Origin of the sequence: Pseudohalocynthiibacter sp. F2068, assembly GCF_023015645.1 — a bacterium.
GTDB lineage: Bacteria > Pseudomonadota > Alphaproteobacteria > Rhodobacterales > Rhodobacteraceae > Pseudohalocynthiibacter > Pseudohalocynthiibacter aestuariivivens.
Window position 1 is genome coordinate 42,547 of sequence record NZ_JALKAK010000021.1, and the last position, 21,392, is coordinate 63,938.

Annotated in this window: 18 protein-coding genes; 14 read left to right on the forward strand and 4 right to left on the reverse strand. The window is 51.5% G+C overall.

Going from position 1 to position 21,392, the window contains the following annotated elements; translation table 11 throughout:
* Positions 1–21 precede the first annotated feature (21 nt).
* Both MWU63_RS18490 and MWU63_RS18495 read left to right on the forward strand, forming a co-directional pair.
* Positions 22–1,512: a hypothetical protein gene (locus MWU63_RS18490; RefSeq protein WP_247079350.1), complete on the forward strand. Its 1,491-nt coding sequence runs from the start codon at positions 22–24 to the stop codon at positions 1,510–1,512.
* Positions 1,509–2,531, forward strand: coding sequence for a glycosyltransferase family 2 protein (locus tag MWU63_RS18495; RefSeq protein WP_247079352.1), 1,023 nt, complete (start codon positions 1,509–1,511; stop codon positions 2,529–2,531). Before MWU63_RS18490 ends, MWU63_RS18495 begins: the two co-directional genes overlap by 4 nt.
* 22 nt (positions 2,532–2,553) lie before the next feature.
* On the opposite strand, the gene MWU63_RS18500 is transcribed toward MWU63_RS18495, so the two are convergent.
* A complete protein-coding gene (locus tag MWU63_RS18500) occupies positions 2,554–3,831 on the reverse strand; it encodes a carboxypeptidase-like regulatory domain-containing protein (protein WP_247079355.1) in 1,278 nt (425 codons plus the stop codon).
* Between the two features lie 259 nt (positions 3,832–4,090).
* Here MWU63_RS18500 and MWU63_RS18505 point away from each other — a divergent pair, with 259 nt between their 5' ends.
* The 12 genes from MWU63_RS18505 to MWU63_RS18560 all read left to right on the forward strand — a co-directional run bounded on the left by MWU63_RS18505 (position 4,091) and on the right by MWU63_RS18560 (position 17,291).
* Entirely contained in the window at positions 4,091–5,056 is a 966-nt protein-coding gene (locus tag MWU63_RS18505) for an NAD-dependent epimerase/dehydratase family protein (RefSeq protein ID WP_247079357.1), read from the forward strand.
* A gap of 29 nt (positions 5,057–5,085) precedes the next feature.
* Positions 5,086–5,997: a glycosyltransferase family 2 protein gene (locus MWU63_RS18510; protein WP_247079359.1), complete on the forward strand. Its 912-nt coding sequence runs from the start codon at positions 5,086–5,088 to the stop codon at positions 5,995–5,997.
* A gap of 1 nt (position 5,998) precedes the next feature.
* On the forward strand, positions 5,999–6,976 hold the full coding sequence (locus tag MWU63_RS18515; protein ID WP_247079361.1) for a lysylphosphatidylglycerol synthase transmembrane domain-containing protein: 978 nt from the start codon (positions 5,999–6,001) through the stop codon (positions 6,974–6,976).
* On the forward strand, positions 6,973–8,436 hold the full coding sequence (locus MWU63_RS18520) for an FAD-dependent oxidoreductase (RefSeq protein WP_247079363.1): 1,464 nt from the start codon (positions 6,973–6,975) through the stop codon (positions 8,434–8,436). The genes MWU63_RS18515 and MWU63_RS18520 overlap by 4 nt, the downstream gene beginning before the upstream one ends.
* Before the next feature lie 5 nt (positions 8,437–8,441).
* Complete coding sequence (locus tag MWU63_RS18525) at positions 8,442–9,209, forward strand: polysaccharide deacetylase family protein (protein WP_247079365.1); 768 nt, start codon at positions 8,442–8,444, stop codon at positions 9,207–9,209.
* Entirely contained in the window at positions 9,206–10,807 is a 1,602-nt protein-coding gene (locus MWU63_RS18530; RefSeq protein ID WP_247079367.1) for a GMC family oxidoreductase, read from the forward strand. The genes MWU63_RS18525 and MWU63_RS18530 overlap by 4 nt, the downstream gene beginning before the upstream one ends.
* 3 nt (positions 10,808–10,810) lie before the next feature.
* Positions 10,811–11,569, forward strand: coding sequence for a methyltransferase domain-containing protein (locus tag MWU63_RS18535; RefSeq protein ID WP_247079369.1), 759 nt, complete (start codon positions 10,811–10,813; stop codon positions 11,567–11,569).
* Positions 11,566–12,519 carry a polysaccharide pyruvyl transferase family protein gene (locus MWU63_RS18540; RefSeq protein WP_247079371.1) on the forward strand — a complete coding sequence of 318 codons (954 nt, stop codon included), beginning with the start codon at positions 11,566–11,568 and terminating at the stop codon, positions 12,517–12,519. Before MWU63_RS18535 ends, MWU63_RS18540 begins: the two co-directional genes overlap by 4 nt.
* Positions 12,516–13,985, forward strand: a complete 1,470-nt coding sequence (locus tag MWU63_RS18545) for a glycosyltransferase family 39 protein (RefSeq protein WP_247079373.1) — start codon at positions 12,516–12,518, stop codon at positions 13,983–13,985. The genes MWU63_RS18540 and MWU63_RS18545 overlap by 4 nt, the downstream gene beginning before the upstream one ends.
* 169 nt (positions 13,986–14,154) lie before the next feature.
* Complete coding sequence (locus MWU63_RS18550; protein WP_247079383.1) at positions 14,155–15,564, forward strand: Rieske 2Fe-2S domain-containing protein; 1,410 nt, start codon at positions 14,155–14,157, stop codon at positions 15,562–15,564.
* Positions 15,565–15,595: 31 nt separating this feature from the next.
* Positions 15,596–16,837 (forward strand): glycosyltransferase, encoded by a 1,242-nt coding sequence (locus MWU63_RS18555; protein WP_247079385.1) that lies wholly within the window; start codon positions 15,596–15,598, stop codon positions 16,835–16,837.
* Between the two features lie 112 nt (positions 16,838–16,949).
* Positions 16,950–17,291, forward strand: a complete 342-nt coding sequence (locus MWU63_RS18560; RefSeq protein ID WP_247079387.1) for a hypothetical protein — start codon at positions 16,950–16,952, stop codon at positions 17,289–17,291.
* A gap of 108 nt (positions 17,292–17,399) precedes the next feature.
* Here the strand turns inward: MWU63_RS18560 and MWU63_RS18565 are convergent, their stop codons facing one another.
* The 3 genes from MWU63_RS18565 to MWU63_RS18575 form a co-directional block, all read right to left on the reverse strand.
* Entirely contained in the window at positions 17,400–17,990 is a 591-nt protein-coding gene (locus MWU63_RS18565; RefSeq protein WP_247079389.1) for a polysaccharide biosynthesis/export family protein, read from the reverse strand.
* Positions 17,991–18,103: 113 nt separating this feature from the next.
* Positions 18,104–20,575 (reverse strand): tetratricopeptide repeat protein, encoded by a 2,472-nt coding sequence (locus MWU63_RS18570; protein WP_247079391.1) that lies wholly within the window; start codon positions 20,573–20,575, stop codon positions 18,104–18,106.
* A gap of 71 nt (positions 20,576–20,646) precedes the next feature.
* The gene (locus tag MWU63_RS18575; RefSeq protein ID WP_247079393.1) at positions 20,647–21,336 is read right to left on the reverse strand and encodes a sugar transferase; all 690 of its coding nucleotides are present in this window, start codon (positions 21,334–21,336) and stop codon (positions 20,647–20,649) included.
* Positions 21,337–21,392 lie beyond the last annotated feature (56 nt).

A 21,392-nucleotide genomic window follows, 5' to 3' on the forward strand; every position in this document is an offset into this window, starting at 1 on the left:
GTGAAGGCCGGGACAAACATATTGCGCTCGAAGGAAAATCGAGTTTTTCGATTAAAAGAGCTGCTGTGGCTGCTTGCGGCATGTGTTGCGTGCTTCACGGTGTTGATCATAAATGGAAGTATTCTTTTTTATTTCGATTCAGGAGGCTACGTTGTTCAAGGAATTTCCGGGCTGTCTCAACTTGGTGTTGATTTATCAACAGGTACTGATGCTGCGAGTAACGCCGGCAGCAACGCACAAGCACCCCTGAATGATGGGAACAACACGGTGCATGGGTCGAGGTCTCTGATCTATGCTTTTCTCCTCGCGTTGCTAACAATATTCGCGCATATGGACTGGTTAGTTTTGTTCAATACTCTATGCGTTTTCCTGGCGGTTTTACTGCCAATGCGCGTATGTTTGAGGCGTTACAATAGCTCCATCACCCTGACCCGCTCAGTTTCTCTCCCAATTCTGCTATCTTCGCTTGGGGCCCTTCCATTTTACACTGCCTATGCGATGCCGGATGTTTTTGCAGCGATACTGTTGATCGTAACGGCGACTCTGACGGTTTTTATACGCAAGATGCAATATTGGGAAATCCTTCTCGGTCTCGCTCTAGCCGGGTTTGCCGTGATTTCGCATCCATCACATTTTTTAATGGCGGTCTTACTCGTACCACTTTCAGCGATTGGATCAGCGCTGACCGAAGGCCGCGGCTGGTGGCTTACACCCTTGTTGATGCTATTTTTGGTCATAGTTGGGTCAGCCGAACGCTTTGCGTTTAAACTCGCTGTCGAAAAAGTGGCAAATTCAGAAGTCTTCTATAACCCGTATCTAACCGCCAGGCTAATTGCCGACGGCCCGGGGTTAACATATCTTAAAGACACATGTCCGAACCCTGAAGTTGCCACCTGCGCCCTTTATGATGCTCTCCAACTTTCAGATGACCCAATGCGATTAACCGCGTCTCACATTACGTTCGCAAAAAACCCTTCATTAGGGTCATTCAAGCTTATGACGGAGGAAGACCAACGTCTTGTAGGGCAAGAGCAGATGGAGTTTTTTGTCAACGTTATTAAGCATTCACCAACTTCTATTGGCCTAGCAATCTTTGAAAATACTTTAACGCAAGTAATGCGTTACAAGGTGGATATGACCATTCCCAGTGAAAGTATTATCCGAATAGCGCTGCAAAATCCTAGAATTCCCGATAATACCTTTTCTGCTGGAAGGCTTGCTCGCACACAAAGCTGGACAGTGTGGTTCTACTACGGTCACACAGTGCTTTACGCTGTATCATTGCTAGTAATTGCCGTATTGCTGGTTTTGCCCAGTGGCTTGCCGGGCCGCCTTCGGGTTATGGCGTTGATGATTTTTTTCGGAATGCTTGTGAATGCGCTTATTTGCGGTGGCCTCTCTCAACCGGCGGATCGATACGGGGGCCGCGTGATCTGGCTTCTCCCATATATGGCCACAATTATGGTTTTATTCAGAGGTGTTGTAAGTAGAGATACGGAGGCCCAGTCATGAAAAGCCCGTTGCGCCAAACAATTAGTGTTATCATGCCTGCGTACAACGCCGCGCACCTTTTGCCACGCGTTCTTGCCCCATTGATTGAAATGCGGGACAGAGATGAAGTTCAGGAAATTATTGTTGTTGATGATGTTTCAACAGACAATTCAGTTGAGGTTGCAGAAAACCTGGGCGTTACCGTCATCACTATGCCAGAGAATTCTGGACCGGGCGCAGCCCGAAATTTTGCCGCTAAACATGCCAAAAGCGATATACTCTGGTTTGTCGACTCTGATGTTATCGCGTGGCCAGATGGTGCGAGGCGTGTTCGAGACGCCTTTGCAAAAGGAGATATTGCAGCAGTCTTTGGCTCTTATGATGAACTGCCAGACGGTACGCCGTGGTTCTCTCGCTACAAGAACCTGACTCACAGGTTCTATCATCAGAAAGCCCGAAGAGATGCTGAAACATGGTGGGCTGGTTGCGGCGCAATTGCAGCAGACATGTTTGAAAAAGTTGGAGGCTTTGATGTTGAAACCTACAGGGTTCCTTCGATCGAGGATATTGAGCTTGGCTATCGTATTAACAAAGCTGGTGGAAAGATTCTTCTCGAGCCAGAACTTCAAGCCAAGCACCTGAAAGTCTGGACAGTTCGGAATTCGATTTATACCGATATCTTTTGTCGCGCTTTGCCCTGGTCACGCTTGATGATCGCTCGGGAAAACGTCACCAATGATCTGAACACCAGCCCGATGGAACGCGTGCGTGCCGCGTTTGCCGGCCTGTTTCTACTAACAATAATCCTGAGTTTGGTGATGATGCCAACAATCTGGCCTCTTACGCTGGCATTTTTGATCATCGTTTTTGCGCTAAATATCCGTCTTTTCAGGTTTTTCATAAGCACAGGCGGGGTGTTTTTTGCGATTGCCTGTGTGCTTTACCATCAACTTTACTATGTGTACTCCGCGGTCGCTTTTACCTGGTGTCTTTTCGAGTACCACATTCTGGGTCGTAGGACGCGATTTCATGTGTCCTGAGACACTCAGCCTTTCCTGTTCATCAAAGCAAGCTGCGAACCGTAACTACGCCGGAATCGTGGGCTTCAAGATCGAGCGGAACCTTCCCCGCCACTTCGACCTCAATCACTGTGGGGCGTTCTTGGTTCGCAAGCGTGGCTTCAACACGATAACGCCCTTCGGGCAGGCCGGAAACGCTGAACCTTCCGCCCCTGCTAAGCCGCATCGCCAATGCCAGACTGTCATCAGTGTTTCGAACCGCAACCGAACGTATCCAGGTCACATCACTTGTCGATCTGACACGTACCCCACCCATACGGAATACGCGAAACACCGGTGCCAAAAACCGCGCTCTGCGAGAAAGCGCAACCTGAGCCTGTTCGCCGTCGACAGTCACTTCCAGAAAGTAACTGTTGGTAGCACTTGGAACTCCGTCGACAATTTTCCGAGCGACCCCATATTGCTGCCAAGCAGACACTTCGCCGATCAGCAAATCGTCAAACAAATGGTCAACAGAACCGCGGGTGTATTCAAGCATCGCAGTTTCCAAACCATTAACCCGTGCCGCCTCGGTGATAGCGGACAAAACCTGCGAAGCGTTTTTATCGTACCGGTGGTACGACAAGGTATCAAACAATCCGCGAATGTTAGAGGTACCTTGCATCTCGTCAAAGAACCTCATCGTCCGACGCGCTTGCGCGGTGGAAGGCCCAATCAGGCGCGGATAAAACCCCTCTGCCGCAAGCCGGGGCTTCACAGCCAATGCCGCCTGCGCGATCTGCCTGCCACGCCAATGGTCAGTGTTGTCCGGCTCAAGAATAATTTCCAACGCATCCGGAACCACGCCATATTTGTTTTGAAGATGTTGGAAAGATTCGACAATCAACTCAGAATATTCGGCCGGGTGCAAAGCGAGGGCAATGTCACCCCTAAGCTGCGTCCACTTGAAATCAACAAAGGTCAAAGTCACAAAAAGCTTTTCTCCCCTCGCTTCCAAACGTTGTTTCATGGGAAGCAGAACCGTCTCGACCTGATCATTAAGCGAGGTAAAGTGAACCCCATCCTGGTTCATACTGAACGGGTCATCATTGTCATTGAAGGTCTCATAGAAATGGGCCTTGAACGCCTCATATCCAATTGCACCGGTTACAAACTGCTGCCAATAGTCAATTGGGTTTTCAATGCCCGACTGAACTTGAATGCGAACCCGGTTGATGCCGCCGTCGTCGACCAACGCGTCCATAATCTTATCAATGTGCGGTGCCCAACTGCCATCATAGCGATCGGCAGATTTGTCAAACTCCCAAAGCCGCGCAGTCACTTCCCAACCCCTCATGGTCTGATGTTCAATGGATTGGTCAATTGTAATTGTCTGTGCATGAACTGGTTTCAGAAACAAAAAGTGCGAAACCAAAAATATGAACGTGAGAAACTTAAAACCAAATCTCAAACCTCTGATACTAAAACAAATACCAATTCTTTGTTGCATACTCCAACCTCTCTGAAATTCTCGAGCTGTTCGAAACAGCACGCATACGATCTTCAGTATAGGCGCAGGCTCAAAACAGGAACAAGAGTTCATGGCTAACTACTTGATCACTGGAGGCGCAGGTTTCATCGGTTCGCACCTTGCGTGCTCTCTAAGAGAGGCCGGGCATGCCATTTCGGTTCTTGATAATTTTTCGACCGGCCAGACCAGCAATATAGGGCCAGATACAAAAATCATCGAAGGTAATATTACGAACAGGCCTCTACTGCAAAAACTTGTGAAACAGGTGGATGGCGTGTTCCATCTTGCAGCTATTTCGTCAGTTCAGCGTTACGTAACCGATTGGTCACACTCGACAGAAACAAACCTAGGTGGAACCCTGACTGTTTTTGAGGCTGCGGCTGCCGCGCAAATTCCGGTTGTCTACGCGAGTTCTGCTGCTGTTTACGGTGCAGCGGATAATCTGCCACTCAGCGAAAACATACCGCCTCAACCCATTTCCGGGTATGGTATCGACAAATACGCCTGCGAGCTTCATGCTTCTGCAATGGCAGAAGCTCTTGGCTTAATATCCGTGGGGCTAAGGTTTTTCAACGTCTACGGTCCGGGGCAATTGCGCGAATCTTCCTATTCGGGCGTGATCACCATCTTCCTTGATAAATGGGTCAAGGGAGAGCCGTTAACCGTGTTTGGTGATGGAACGCAGTCAAGGGATTTTGTCTATGTCGGGGACGTCGCCGATGCCCTTGTCCGCGCGATGTCATATGCTGAAACGGGCGGTTCGGACGTCATAAACATCTGCTCAGGACATGCCACCTCGATCAATGAGTTGATAGACAGCTTGGCCCGCAGTGCTAAAACAAAATTCACAAAACAATCCGCCCCTACACGCCCTGGTGAAATACATGCGTCAAAGGGTTGCCCAGAAAAGGCCGCAAAAGTTTTAAATTTTAGAACAAATACCGGGTTAGACGCGGGGCTGAAGCATTTAATTGAATGGTTTAGTAGAGAAGAAGAACGACGGGCAGCAGGAACATTGGTCCCGCCAAAGACCTAACCGCGACATTGCGGAAATTGGAGTGAGAGATGGAAGATATGACACTAAGCCCAACGGAAATGGCGCAAGCCATTGAAAATGTTGAAGGCATGTCGCTAAGCGTTGTGATCCCTGCCTACAACGAAGAAAACGCTGTCCGTTCAACGGTAGAAGAGGTCCGCGAGGCGCTGGAACCCCTCAACATTCCCTATGAAATCATCGTAGTGGACGATGGATCCGAGGATAAAACGCTTGAAGAAGCGCGTGTTTCCGGTGCAACCGTTGACTTTAATCAGGTCAATTCTGGGTATGGGGCCACTCTGAAACGTGGCGTTCGTCGTGCGCAGCATGACTATATCGCGATACTAGACGCTGACGGAACATATCCTGCACATTACTTGCCAGATATGCTGGCGCAATGCCGCGAACAGGACATGGTTGTAGGTGATCGGGGCGCAGCAATGAAAAATGTGCCGCTAATTCGCCGCCCAGCAAAATATGTTCTAAATTCACTCGCTTCATTTTTGGCCGAGCGTAAGTTGAATGATCTTAATTCCGGCCTACGGGTTTTCCGTAAAACAGAATTGATTCCGTTCTTGCCGCTTTTGCCGCAGAATTTTTCGTTCACAACAACCATAACGCTTTGCATGACCTGTAATGGTAAACGCATGGTCTATACCCCGATCGAGTACCGAAAACGCGTTGGTAAATCGAAAATCCGCGCGGTTGATTTTGTGAATTTCGTAATTCTCGTTTTGCGCATCATCGCGCTGTTTAATCCTTTACGCATCTTCATCCCGTTAGGGCTTGGTTTTTTCGTACTTGGTTTCCTGAAGTTTTTGTATGACCTCACCCAGTTCAACCTTAGCGAAACAGCGATCTTCTCATTCCTTGCGGCAATCATGATATGGTCGCTCGGGCTAATTGCAGACATGATTTCCCGCCTGCATCTAAGGCCCTGATATGGCTGAAACGGCTAAGCGTTCCCCCAACCTCAAGAAGTGGCTGATCAGGGCTGCCGGATCATCGCTGATCCTTGGTATCCTTTTTTGGATTCTACCGACGGACGAGGTACTGGCCGGGTTTGCACGCTTGCCTCTTGCGACTTTTGCGCTGGTTCTGCTCGCCTTTTTGTTTGGCCACGTCATGACCGCAGCCAAGTGGTGGTTTCTGCTAGGTCGGACAGTGACATTCCCGCTTGCGCTGCGCGCTCATCTTGCAGGGCTTGCGGCAAACCTTTGCCTACCCGGTGTTGCGGGCGGCGACGCGGTGCGTGCTGCTCTGGTGCACAGCACAATGCAGGATGGCGCACGCCTGACCGCAGGGGCTGTCGCCGACCGTTTGATTGACATGCTGGCCTTGGCTTGCCTCGCTTTTGCGGGGTTTATGATGCTGAACACGGACACTATCGGTGTGGAGGTGGTCATAGCTATGCTCTTAATCCTTCTCGTTCTGGTCGGCGGTGCTGTTTACGTTCTGCCGCGCGCGATAACATGGCTTTGGACGAAAAGGCCAAACCTACCAGCGCGTGGCTTTATGTTGCGGGTCGCCGAGGCATTTGGTCTGCTGGGCCGCAGTCCGGGGCTGCTTTTCATGGCTTTTGTAGCGTCTTTTTGCATTCAGTTATTTTTCATATTTCTCACCATTCAACTCGCGACAGCGATAGGCCTAGATGTCGGCGTGGTCGTATGGGTTTTCGCTTGGCCGTTAGCAAAGCTTCTGGCAGTCGCACCAATCTCGCTTGGTGGGCTTGGCGTGCGCGAGGCGACGCTGGCAGCACTTATGGCACCGTTCGGCGCCGAAGCTGCCGGCGTGGTCACAACCGGGCTTATCTGGCAGGCGGTTTTGTTTTCCGCAGGTGCGATTGGTGGATTGATTTGGGTATTTTCATCGGGCCGCCAAAGCGCCCCACTTTCTGAGAACGGATCTTCAAAATTATGACGGCAAATAAGAAAAAACCCACCCCGGGCAGCACCAAAAAGGTAATGCCAGGGATCACGGTTTTGGGCGCGGGTCCGGCCGGTATTGCTGCTGCTTTTGCGCTGTCGCGGAAGACTGGTGACAAAATTGACGTTCTTGACCGCGCGCCTCGGGTTGGGGGTAATGCTGCCTCTTTTCAGATTGACAATATCTGGTGTGACTACGGCTCGCACAGATTTCACCCCTCTGTCGCACCTGACATTCTGGCAGATGTGAAAAATTTATTGGGCGAGGATCTGTTGCTCCGCCCACGCCATGGGCGCATTCGGCTTGGCGGGCGTTGGATACATTTTCCTCTTAAGATCGCAAATGCACTACGCTATCTGCCCAAGCCATTTGCCGTGTCACTGCTTGCTGACATGGCATTGAAACGCTTTCGCAAAGGCAAGGCCCAAGCTCAGACCTTTTCCAGCATTCTGCTTGAGGGGCTGGGGCCAACAATTTCCAAAAACTTCTATTTTCCTTATGTTCGCAAACTCTGGGGACTTGCGCCGGATGAGCTGGCTGTAACGCTCGCCGAACGGCGTGTCTCCGGCAGTTCAGTGTCGAAAATCCTGATGAAGATGGTGCGGATGCTGCCGGGGCTCAGAGGTGAAACGACCGGCCGCTTCTACTATCCACGTCTCGGTTTTGGACAAATCTCGGAATCTATGACTGATGCTGCGCAAGAACAGGGTGCAAGTTTTCACTTAAACTCCGACATCGTTCGGATAGAGCGTGAAGACAATCACATCACCGCTGTTGTCTCAAAAGGTGAAGGCGGAGAGGTTCGGCACGAAAGCAAACAACTGTTATCTACTATTCCGCTCACCGCGCTGGTTCGCCTGATGCAGCCTGCTGCGCCAGACGATGTGGTTGAGGCAGCAAAGGAAATCCGCTTTCGCAGTATGATTCTGATTTATCTTGTGCTCGAAACCGACCAGTTCACTGAATTTGATGCACATTACTTCCCCGAAACCTCCATCCCGGTCAGCCGGATGTCGGAACCAAAGAACTATAACGCCTCGACCGAACCCAAAGGTCTGACCGTTCTTTGCGCCGAACTTCCGTGCGACCCAACCGATGAATGGTGGGATATGTCAGATGACGAACTGGGCGAACGGTTCTGCGGCTGGCTGGGGGGTGTTGACCTGCCCGTGAATGTTCCGGTGCGCAAAACTCTGACCCGCCGCCTTTCGCACGCCTACCCGGTCTACGATCTGAAGTATCAAGCCAGGTTTGAGAAAATTGACAATTGGCTAAGCGGCCTCGAAGGGCTGGTGAATTTCGGACGGCAGGGGTTGTTCGCCCATGACAATACGCACCACGCATTCGCCATGGCTTACGGGGTTGCAGATTGCGTGGGTGCAGATGGCAGTTTTGACACGAAAAAATGGGCCGATTACCGGGCCGAGTTTGCAACACACACGGTTGAGGATTGAGTTAAGTGGCGTTACCCGTTGTCAATATCCTGATGTATCACTCGGTCTCAAACGCCGAGGGGCCAACCTCTATTGCACCAGAGATTTTTGCAAAGCAAATGGCAGCGATTGCGGAGGCTGGGGTCAAGGTGATTTCGCTTGATGACCTTTTGTCGGCCAAGGCCGAAAAAACCACTCTGCCACCACAATCCATAATCATAACATTTGACGACGGTTTCAAAGATTTTGTCGAAACCGCCTGGCCTGTAATGGATAAATTTGGCTTCAGCCCAATCGTCTATGTGCCCACTGGCTGGGTCGCTAAGTCCGAAAATTGGCGAGGTGCAAACGATCCTGCCCGCCGGTTGATGAACTGGGCGGAGATACGTGAAATGTCCGATGCGGGTGTTTCCATTGGCAGCCATGCCGTTTCCCACCCCGACCTTACGACGCTTCCAGATGACGCGCTTGTGGCAGAGTTGCGCCAGTCGCGGAAAGCACTGGAAGATCGGCTTGGAAAACCTGTCCCGCATTTCGCGCCGCCCTATGGGCTGACAACCCAGGACGTCCGGAACAAAATCGCTAAGGAATACAAAACTTCCGTCGGAACACGGCTTGGCCGCGCCTCTCCCGATGACGATGTATTTGATCTTCCCCGGCTAGAAATGTTCTACTTCAAGGACCTGAACCGATGGCGAGACCACCTCGCACAAAAAGGTTCCCTGTATCTCAACCGCCGCCGACTACTGCGCCGCGTGCGCGAGACGGTTTCCAAACCGTGGGAACGGGCATGATCAGCGATATTCGAACGTATGAAGATAGAACTAAGTTCCAGGCGGACATCTGCATTATTGGGTGCGGTGCCGCCTCTATCGCGATGGCCCGTATTTTGGCCGGTTCTTCACTTAAGATTTTGATTTTAGAATCCGGGGGGGCATCGGTTGAAAGAGCGACTCAGGGTCTTTACGCCGGTACAACATCTGGGCTTTCCTACTTCGACCTTGATGAATCCCGCTACCGCATGATTGGCGGATCGACCCATCGCTGGGGCGCGCGAGCCGCCCGCTTTAAAGAGACTGATCTTGCAGAACGCAGTTGGCTCGACTTTGACGGATGGCCCATCAAGCGCGAAGACCTGAAACCATACTACGCAGAAATTCCCGAGTTTCTGAACCTCCATAAATCTTTCGAAGATGAACGCATTCCGTGGGAGCTGTTCTCTGTTTCACCACCAAAGATAAATGCTGACGATCTGGAGTTCTCCGATTTTCAGTTTGGGAAAAAACTGCTCCTCGGCAATGTCTATGCGGATATGTTGAAAACTGCACCCAATATCGAAGTGCTGACCCATGCAACAGTCACACGTATCGCTGCCAATGACGCCGGCAATCACATCAGCCAACTTGATGTACAAACGCTGAACGGTATGAAATTTACAGTCACCGCAAACACCTATGTGCTTGCTTGCGGAGGCATCGAAAACGCGCGTCTGCTGCTTTTGTCAGATGACGTTATACCAGTGGGCCTGTGCAATTCCAAAGATCACGTCGGTCGTTACTTCATGGAACATCCCACAGCATCAGCGGGGATCGTTCATGCAAGCAAACCACAAGCTTTACATGACATCTTTTCTCCGGGTCTGATCGGCGGGCGGCTCGTTGAAACCGCGCTTGCTCCCACCGCGGCAATGATGGAACGGGAAGGCATACTGAATGTCTGCGCCATCACACGGCTGAACGTTGCCGAAGACGCAACTCAAGCGCTTAGGGAAATCATCTGGAACATGCGCCACCGCAAAGTACCGCTCAGCCTGAGCTGGTACAGAAACAACCGCTGGCTCAAGGAAAGGCTGACCGCTATCGCGCGCAACCCGTTTTCCATTGTTGGAAATCTTGTGCGCCATATGATGGGACGACCAAAACGCTTCAAAATTGAATCGATGCAGCTTGAACTTCGGAGCGAGCAAGCCCCAAACCCTGACAGCCGCGTCACATTAGGAACGGAAACAGATGCATTTGGGCAGCGGCGTGCTCATCTGCATTGGGATTTGCTCGAACTTGACTGGCACACCATGGTTGTCATGGCAGAAACAGTCGACAAAGAACTTCAACGCTTAGGGCTTGGCAAACTCGAAACCGCCGATTGGTTAAAGGGCACAGAACCCAGGTGGCCCAATGATCTTGTAGGTGGCCACCATCACATGGGGACAACGCGGATGAGCGCAGACCCAGCAAAAGGCGTGGTAAATGAAAACTGCCGCACCCATGACGTAGACAACCTTTACATCGCAGGTTCTTCGGTCTTTCCCACAGTCTCTTACGTTAATCCGACCTCCACTCTGCTGGCCCTCGCAATGCGCCTTGCCGGCCATCTGAAGAAAGAGGCATCGTAAGACATGGTACACAGCCTTCGAAAAATCGCCAAATCTTTCCTGCCCGAAAGTTTTGGTCGTTGGGTCACATTTCAGCGCCAGAAACACAGGCTGCAGTGGCCGCGTGCGGGGTCGATAAAGTTTGGCGATTTCGACCGCCTGTCACCCGTTTCCTCCATCTTTGGGTTTGATCGCGGTCAGGCGATTGACCGTTACTACATCGAAGCATTTCTTAAAGAAAACAGAAGTGACATCACCGGCCGCTGTCTGGAACTTGGCGATCCTGCCTATATTGAAAAATTCGGCGAGGATGTCACACAGGCGGATGTACTTCACTATGTCGAAGGCAACCCGCAAGCCACGATTGTTGGCGATTTGACCAATGCGCCACATATTCCTGACAATACATTTGACTGCATCATTTTCACGCAAACGATCCAGATGATTTATGAGCCGCGTGCCGCGTTCGAAACGCTGCACCGGATTCTGAAACCGGGTGGGGTTGCACTTATCACCTCTGCAGGTATCGCCAAGATTGGACGGAGACTTGGCGTCGACCCCTGGGGCGAATACTGGCATTTCACAGCACAATCGATGCAGGCAATGGCCGAAGAGTTCTGGCAAGCAGATGGGGTGCGGATACAAACCTACGGCAATGTCATGACCGCCTGCTGTTTTTTACAGGGTCTTGCTGCAGAGGAATTGTTACCCGAGCATCTGGATCATCAAGACGAGGATTTCGAAGTGATCGTCACAGCGCGGCTCAGAAAGACCACCACATGACAAAGATGCAGCAAATCACCATTCTGGATACAGCCACTGCCTCGACCAACCTTGGTGATCAAATAATAATGGATGCCGTACGTCTGGAACTGAGCGAACTGTTACCGGACGCTTTTGCCCACACCGTGGCAAGCCATGAATACATGGGTGCAAAATCGCGTGGTTTGGTCAGGAAATCTGAATTTGCAATTGCTTCGGGGACTAATCTTTTATCATCGCGCATGTGGTTCCGCGCACCGTGGAAATTAAGTCTGCGTGACGGTTTACTTGTGCACAATGTCGTTCTTATGGGCTGTGGCTGGTACCAGTATCAACGCCGCCCCGACCCCTACTCCAGCTGGCTGCTGCGTTCTGTTCTATCCGGGAGCCACCTTCACGCAGTGCGTGACAGCTATTCTATGGCGAACCTTTCCAAAATCGGGATCACCAATGTTGTCAACACCTCCTGCCCTACCCTTTGGCGCCTGACGCCGGAACATTGTGCAGCCTTGCCAAAAACAAAGGCCAAAGAGGTTGTTACGACGGTCAATACCTACATCAAGGATCGCGATGCAGACCGCCGGATGCTGGAACTACTGTCTAAGCACTATGATAAGGTCCATCTTTGGGTGCAGACCGGAACAGACTGGGACTACGCCCAAAATCTTCACCCCGGGCTCACAATGCTCGCGCCGTCACTCAAAGCCTTTGATGATCTGCTCGAAAGCCACCCAAGCCTTGATTACATCGGAAACCGGCTTCACGGCGGAATCCGCTCTCTGCAAATGGGGCGTCGGGCTGTTATTATCGAAGTTGACAACCGTGCCGCGGAAATGGGCCGCGACTTCGATTTGCCAACTGTTGGCCGGACAGATTTTGAAAAACTGAAAAACCTGATCACAAATCCATTCTCCATTGCCGTCCACCCGCCGCTGGAACGGATCGCCAAATGGAAAGGCCAGTTTAGATGAAATCCGAGGTCCGGTTCGTCGATTGGCTCTTGCTGGTTTTGCTAACGCTTTTGGCAGCGGTTTTTAGAATTTACGAACTAAACGCCAGCCTCTGGTATGACGAAGTCCTTACCCTTGTAAGATTTGTCCGTTTGCCTTTGCAAGATATTCTGACGACCTACACCTCGCTCAACAATCACGTCTTTTTCTCACTTCAGGCCCATGAATCAATCGCCCTGTTTGGAGAAAGCGCATGGTCGCTACGTCTACCGGCCATGTTGTTTGGCGTTGCTACTATTCCCGCGGTCTGGTGGCTTATACGTTTAATTGGTGCGCCTTTGTCTTGGGCGCATGTCAGCGTTGGAATTCTCGCTCTGAACTACCACCACATCTGGTTTTCACAAAATGCACGCGGCTATACTGGTTTGGTTTTCTGGTGTGTTCTGGCCACCGTGTTTTTCGTTGTCGGGCAGCGAAAAAACCGCTTGCTTGCCTGGATCGGTTTTGGGTTGGCCTCGGCGTTGGCTATGTATACGCATCTTTCTGCGGCCTTTTACATAGCAGCACTTGGCATTCTTTACGTCCTCTCGGGAATCGCAAAACTACGCCTTCACGATCACGCCACTCCTAGTGGAATAACCTCCAGCGGGATTTTTGGTTTTTTACTCGCGGGTCTGCTTACATTGTTGGTTCACGCGCCGCTCTTGCCGCAAATGTTAGACTCCTTCGCAGCTGTCAGCGCACCAGCCACGCCAACAGGAGATGCCGTTCCTGAATGGCGCAGCCCGTTATGGACGTTGCTTGAAATTCTACGCAGCCTTCCCCTACCCCTTCCTGCAACACTCGTCGCATTCCCATTGGTCCTTGCAGTTCTGGGATTGGGTTTTGTCCGAATCTGGCGGCTTAGCCCTATTTTTGCCACGCTGTTCCCAACACATGTGATGATCACGCTCATCCTTCTTATTGCAGCGGGAATGCGCATCTGGCCGCGCTACTTTCTGCTGGATCTGGTCTTTCTCATCCTTTTCGCTGTCGCTGGCACCGCAGCTTTGGCCGGATGGGTTGCGAAGAATTTGTGCTGGGGTTCAAAGCCGCTAACATATCTTGGCTGGGCCTTTGGGATCCTCGCTTCTGCGGTTTGGGCTACCAAAAACTATTCCGCACCAAAACAGGATTTTGCTGGTGCTATTCAACTGGTCAATGCGCAAGCTGACGCAAATGATGCTCGCGTCAGTTTTGGTTTGGCTTCGCTGCCGATATCCACCTATTTTGCGCCAGATTGGAGCGTTGTTCAGACACAAGACGAACTGGAAAACCTGACAAAGACACGGACGGTCTGGCTGGTCTATGCTTTCGAAGATCACAGCTTTGCAAACCACCCCGAAATCGGTCATTTCATCGATGCTAGTTTTACGACAATTGAGCGGTTACCGGGCACGCTCGGTGGTGGCACTGTGATTGTTTTGAAATCGGGAAAACCCCAATAATAGGCGCTCATGCACTGAGAAGATGCATAATTGTTCAAAGCTTTGAAACAATTGCTGCAAGAAAACCATTTTTATCAACTAGGATTGCAAACAAATGCAGAAGTCTATGATTTTTAGCAATTCATGCTATTATTTTAAAATTGTTAAGGCGTTATTTTGGAGTAGATAGATGGCTCAAGACCAGTCTCACATCGTGCATACTGCGGACCCGGAAATTGACCTTTCCAGCATAATTAATAATGCACAGCACTATCTACTGAACGATCATGCCATGAAAGAAGAAATCATGGCAAAACTTCGCGCCGAGTTTCTTATTGGTGTCGAGAAATATCATGGCCCGGAAGCACGTGCCGGAGTTGAACGTGACGGCCTCAAAATGGTGCACAAGCATTTTCCGGTTGAAAAAGTGCGCCTGCTGGAATTCCACCTGCGCGAAACACTGCGCGACGACCTTTACTACTGGTCTTATAAAGTGGGTGCAGAAACCCTTGGCATTCCCAACGAATTCTTTGTCGACCACCTGATCGTTATCCGCATTCATTATCCGCATTTGGTGGCCCGTAAGGCACGTGCTGAGGATATTGCAGCGCCCCCTTACGCCTATACGGAACGGATGCGCCTGTTACAGGCGGCGCTCCGTAACCCGAAAATGCTCGCCTATGCTGGCAGTCGCGCCATTGCCAAGAAACTGGACGAGCGCCGCAAGAAGAAATCTCACGCCTATGATGCAAAAGCCTACCACGGAAACCTCGCAACCCCGGCACGCGCGCATGGGGCGCATGTAGACACCTGGTATGGTCATTCCTATGATGGCATTAATCTCTGGTTGTCGATTGATGGCGTGAACGAGGGCAACACGGTAATCCTCTACCCCGGCATGTGGGGCCAGGAGGTACATTTTGACCCTGTATCAATGTACCTCAAGGAAGGTCAGGCAACACCAAGGCCACTGAAATATGCAATGGAGCCCGGCCAGCTTCTGGTTCTTAACCCAGAAATGTTGCACGGCACCCAAGTAAATATCTCTGATGAAACACGTGTTGCACTGACCACGCGGCTCAACCCGCACGAGCCTCGTTTCGCCAAAGAGGCGCCGTTTCATTTTGAATACTGGTATTCTTCCAAGGATCTCGCTGACAAACGGTGGGGCAAAATGAGCGCCTTCCCGCACAAGGAATTCCAGGGGGATCCTTCCTGGACTTCGCGTGAGCCCTATAAACATAAAGACACCGAAAAACTTACGCTGAATTTCGCACTGGAAAAAGACGCTGATCCGGTCGACATCTGCTCGGTCGATGACCTTAAACCGGGTCACCGGTTGGGTGTAGATTTCACCAACGCTAAAGTGATGATCTGGCGCACTAAGGACGGGCTTCGCGCGTATCATCGCAGTTGTCCCCATATGGGCATCGATACCATCGACGGCTTTCAGGATGGAAAAGAGGTCTTCTGTCCCGGCCACGGTATGTCTTTCTCGGTCGAAACCGGAGAATCCAGCTGCGAAGCCTTCAAATTGAAAGCTGTAAAAGCCACAGAAAAAGATGGTCGCGTCTTCCTTGCGCGTACCGCTGCGGCTTAGACCAGATACCGCCCTCAAACCCAGGGTACTGATGAAAGATTCTTCCTTAGGGCGTCCATTGCGCATTGCGTTGGTTACTACCTTTTATCCGCCATTCAGCTTTGGTGGAGATGGTATTTACGTTCAGCGTTTGGCCCGTGCTCTGGCGGCACGTGGCCACCATGTTGAAGTTGTGCATGACACCGACGCTTATCGTCACTTGTCAGGCAAATCACCCGAGGTTCAGGACGAAGACGATGGAATCATTGTTCACCGTCTGGGAAGCAAGCACCCGCTGCTTTCCTCGCTTGGGGTGCAACAACTTGGTCAGCCCACAACCCATCGCAAAGAACTGGAACGACTTCTTACTGATCGATTCGATGTCATTCATTTCCACAATATTTCGCTGATTGGTGGTCCGGGGATCTGGAAAATCGGAACCGGCATCAAACTCCATACAGCACATGAACACTGGCTGGTTTGCCCGTCGCATATCCTGTGGCGGGACAACCGCGAACTTTGTGACGAAAAACGGTGCCTGCGTTGTGTTCTCCGCCATGGTCGCCCACCGCAGTTGTGGCGCGCGACAGACCTCATTGCCCGCGAGGCACATCATGTCGACGCCTTCCTGATGCTAAGCCAATCTGCGGCAAAAAATCATCGCCGCTTTGGGTTCAAATCTCCGACAACGGTTGTGCCGTCTTTTCTGCCTGACGTCCCTTCTCTGCCAGAAACATCTTCACCGCCTGAGCGCGGGTTTTTTCTGTTTGTAGGGCGACTCGAGGTGATCAAGGGTCTTCAAGACGTCATTCCGGCCTTTGACGAGAGCATTCCAGCTGATCTGCTGATCGCAGGGGACGGCGACTACGAAGCAGAACTGCGCAAACTGGCAGAGGGCCGCAAAAACGTGCGTTTCCTTGGCCGCCTGCAAGAAAATGAACTGCGCGAACTTTACCGAGATGCAATCGCCGTCATCACTCCGTCACGCTGCTACGAGGTGTTCCCACTTGTCGTGCTTGAGGCATTTCGCGAAAGCACGCCCATAATCGCACGCAATCTTGGGCCTTATCCCGAGATTGTAGAAGAAACAGGTGGTGGTCTTTTGTTTGACACTGCGGAAACGCTTCACGCTTGCCTAAAAGATCTCTCGGAAAATCCCGACAAAGTAAAAAGCCTTGGCCAGAAAGCCAAAATCGGCCTTGATCGGAACTGGAAAGAAGACGTTGCCCTTAACGCTTATTTCGACCTGATCTACACGATCCGCGCCCAGAAAACAGTGTCTAGCAACCTCTGAAACACATTTTGTTGCTTTGACAATTTACGGCGGGCTTTCTGTATTCTTTAGCCTCTGACTTGATTTTGTTCCGTTTTTGTTCTATACTGAGGGTATCGATATGGAGGGAAACATGGAAAATGCTGCCCACACCCAACAAGCCTCTCTCAACCATCTGACAACCAACGATTATCATAAAATACCGGTTACAGAGAAACAGCTTCGCTTTGCCCGGCAAATTGCCGAGCGGGCCTCGCTTGTTTTACCGTGGGAGGTCCAGCAAGACCGCCGCGCCTTGTCTACATGGATTGATCGGCATTTGCAGAAGCCAAAGAAAACTGAATTTTCGCGCTATCCGTCTTCTAAGCAAGTGGCCTATGCAGAACGCATTGCCCGACTTAAACGCCGCGATGTTCCCCGCGAATGTTTTCACGATAAAACAATGATGTCGCGTTGGATCGACAGCAATCAATAGCAACTCAAAAAGCAATGACTTTCGCAACCCGTGTGACCACCTCAGGCTGTTTTTTTCCAGCCTGAGGGTTTTCACGTGGTTTATCTGATGAAGCGAGTTGTCCGGGATTTATTCGAACAGCCGCCGTTGTGGAACAACAATAACATCGCCGGGTGCCAGTACGGTGCTGCTGCTGATGCTTCCACCATCACTGCCAGCACTGTAATAGTTATAGCGGTAAACACTGTCTTCCCGGCGCAACTGGATACGCTTGCCTGCGGCGAACGGGGTCAGCCCGCCTGCCTGTGCGATGGCCTGCAATACGGTTGTCCCAGGTTCAACATCAAGCCTGCCTGGTGCCGAGATCTGACCTGTCACAAAAACGCCTTGGGTCGCTGCAACGACTGCAGTGCCAGAAACGCGTGGCGCCAGCGCCCCGATGGAAACATAGACATTGGGTGGTGAGGCAAAGTTAGAAGCCAGCCCGCTGCTGAGCGCGGCGCGTACCTGGTCAACGGTACGCCCGGCGGCCGGCATATTGCCAACCAGCGGAAAGCTGATCGTGCCGTCAGGCAACACAAGCACCTGGCGATTAAGGTTGGTATCTTCCACGACCTCGACCTGAAGCGTATCACCGGCTTTGACCCGATATGGGCTTTGGGCCGATGCCCCGGTTGCGAGCAGCATGGAAATGAAAAGGCTGCAAAGAATTTTATACATAGCGTCTCCCCTCGACTACTATTAACTAAATCAGATTACTCTGTCAGGGCCCGGTCTGTAAAACATTGATTTAACAAACCTATCGGACTGCGACACTATTACTGCGGTCGCGCTCAGTTACCCTCTCCCTCCGTCGTGCCATTCTCCGGTACTCCTTCTACGGCATCACGTACAGAAGACAGACGTGCTATTTCTGCTGTAACAGTATCCATAAAGTGCGGTTTTTGCACGGGTCCGACCAGCTCAGCAGTTTTTTCAAATTGGGCGAGTGCCTCTCCATAACGCTCGAGGGCAACGTAGGTCATGGCCAGATGATATTGGACTTCTGGATCGCCCGGAAGCCCGGCGCTGGCGGGGCGCAGATGGATTAGTGCATCTTCATAATTGCCCCGAAGATAGGCAATCCAGCCATATGTATCTTGAAACGGAGCGAAGTCCCGGCTGCGCAGACGCCGCCCGATGATATAGGCGCGCTCGAGGCTCTCAGCATCATCCCGGTGGGTTGTCAGCAGGCTCGCCAGGTTGTTAGCAACCACGAGATTGCTACTATCGAGCGCATAGAGCGCCTCGTAAACCAAAATTGCGCCATCAAGATCATCCTTACGTTCCAACGCACCTGCATGTATCAGCTTCAGGTCTACGTTGTCCGGCAAAGCCTCCTGTGCCTGTTCAAGAACCGCGCCAGCTTTGGCTTCATCCTTTTGGCTCAGGTGCAGTCGGTAAAGGGCCACCCAGACCCGTTCTGCTTCCGGTGTCTTTTCAAGAATACTGCGGAATGTGGTTTCCGCTTCATCAATCTGGTCGTCCATTGCCTGAACCGACCCGAGGACAAAATATAATACGTTGCTATCTGGCCTTTGCGCAAGCGCACTGTTCAAATAGGCCCGTGCGGCAGGTAAATTGCCGCGGTTTATGTGCGCCTGAACAATCGCGACATCCACCCCAACATTACCCTGCCCTTCCGTTGTGAGTCCCTTGAGAAAGCTCTGCAAATCATCTTCGAGTTCCTGTCCAGACAACTTGCGCGCGGTTAGTTCGTTAATAACGTCCTGTGATCCAGTCGGGTCTATCTTGCGCAACGCCTGGATCACACCCTCCACGCGCCCCCAGTCTTTTAGCCGAACGTAGGTCTGGCCAAGAGCTCTCAGAATCTGCGGATTACCCGGCTGTAGACGCAGCGCATTTTGCAGAATCCCTTCTGCTGAAATTTCTTTGCCCTCCATAAGTAAAAAGGTGGCATATCGCAGCGAGGTATCAGGGGCGCTTCGCGAGGCTTCAACCGCCAAAGACAGCATTTCCGCAACCAGGTCACGATTTCCATCTCGCTCATGCGCCCGAGCTAGAAGTGTCATTATCGCGGGGTCGCGCGGGCTTTGGCTTAACGCTTCGCGCAAGCTAGCAATTGCCTCGCCAGTTTTGTCGTCATCGATCAGCCATGCTGCCTTGAGCTTCGTTGCTTCAACCTGACGAGGGTCTGAGGCAAGCACTTCCTCTACAAGATTTCGCGCGCCAACCGGGTTTTCAGCATTAATCAGCATCTGTGCCAACGTCACCTTTATACTGTTGGTCGCGTCAGATGGCCCAAGTTCTGCAAGCAAGGCCTCCAATTCTGAAATGGCTTGATCTCTTTCACCTGTTTCAAAAAGCAACGCAGCCCGCAATGTGCGGTATAGGGTCTTGTTCGACACATTTTCAGCAATAATCCTATCAAGCTCAGCTGCTGCTACATCAGGACCCCGCACATTGGATAGGAAACGGATCAGCGTCACTTCGGCTTTTGGAGATGCTGCTGCCGGGTCCAACCTTGAGCGCAAAAAGGCCTCCGCTGCATCTGCGTTCCCACGCGACATGTACCAATGCACCAAGGCTTCAGGCAGTGCGGCTTCATCGGGGAAGCGGTCTATCAATTCTTTTAAATGCGCTTCGAACGCCTCCGTGTCGCCAAGCTCATTGAGAACGCCAAGCCGTAAGGGGAAAATTTCGGGGGCTTCAGGTGCTGCATCAATCGCAGCCAATACAGCAGGCCAGTCGCGCCGACGAAGCAGATCACGAATGATAACCCTGTGAGCCGTCATTAGATCAGGAAAATCCACAACAAGTGCCTGCGCTTTCTCGCGTGCTGCTGTCTGGGCAGCAAGATTCCGATTCTGGATGGCGCTGTGATAGTCAAGATTGATGTTTACAGCCCGTACAACGGGATCATCCGGAGCCATTTCGGTTGCGACAGCACCGTGTCGAGCCGCTTCTTCCCAGTCTTCAGCGTCAACCGCCATCTGGGACAAAGCGCGTCTTCCTTCTAGGTTTTCTGGGTATTGCTCAACAAGGCGCAGATATTGGCCATAGGCTTCTACCAATTCACCTCTGCTGCGCTTAAGCCTTGCAAAGGTTAGCCTGGCCTCCTGGTGGCGGCCATTGAGCTTGAAAACATTCCGAAATTCAACAATAGCGCGGATTTCGTCACCGTTTTCGAGATGCTCCAAGGCTGTCTGAAAATGCTTCTCGGCACGTTCTTCGGCTGTATCGCAAGCCACCAAAAATGAAAGGCTACCAGCCAGCAATACGCCAAGTAATAAACGTCTGATCATGTCTCGTGGCTTTCCCGTTTCCCTTTTGGGTAGTAGAGCGGGACAGTCCGCACTGTCAAACCTTGTCTTCTTTAATACCCTGTACATTTGAGTACGACACCGACGGTTTGGACGAGTATTATGATGTCTGTTTTCAGGGACAGTTTTTTGCTGTATTCGGTGTCGAATTTAGCGCGTTCAGCGAATGTGCAGTTATTTCGGTCCGAGACTTGCCAAGGACCTGTGATACCGGGGCGCAGGGCGTAGTATGCGGAGCCTGGGTAGAGAGGTTTCTGGTCGACCATCATTGGGCGCGGACCTATGACCGACATATCACCGCAGAGCACGTTCCAGAGTTGTGGCAATTCGTCGAGCGACGATTTGCGCATGATGTTTCCGGCGGCGGTAATGCGGGGATCATCTTTGAGTTTCTGGGTGCTTTCCCATTCTGCACGGGCGTCCTGGTTTTTTTCCAGATGCTCTTCCAGGCGCGCCTCGGCATTTGGGACCATTGTGCGAATTTTCAGCATCCTGAACACGTTGCCGTTCCGCCCGACACGTGGCTGCCAGTAAAAGGGTGATTTTCCATCGCGCGCCACAATCAGCGCCATCAACGCGATAAGCGGCAGTGCGATCGGGGCTGTCAGAAGCACGAAAGCGATGTCGAAGAGCCGTTTGAAATAGTTTTTATAAATCTTTGAAGAGTGCGTTAATAAATGCGTCATTTTTTGCCCGGCCCCCGAGTCTTCGGGCGCGGAAAAATCCTTTAAATGAGTCGTCATAATAGTTACCCCAAGTCATTCAGCAGGTAGCCCATACAAAAGGCCTCGCCGTCAAC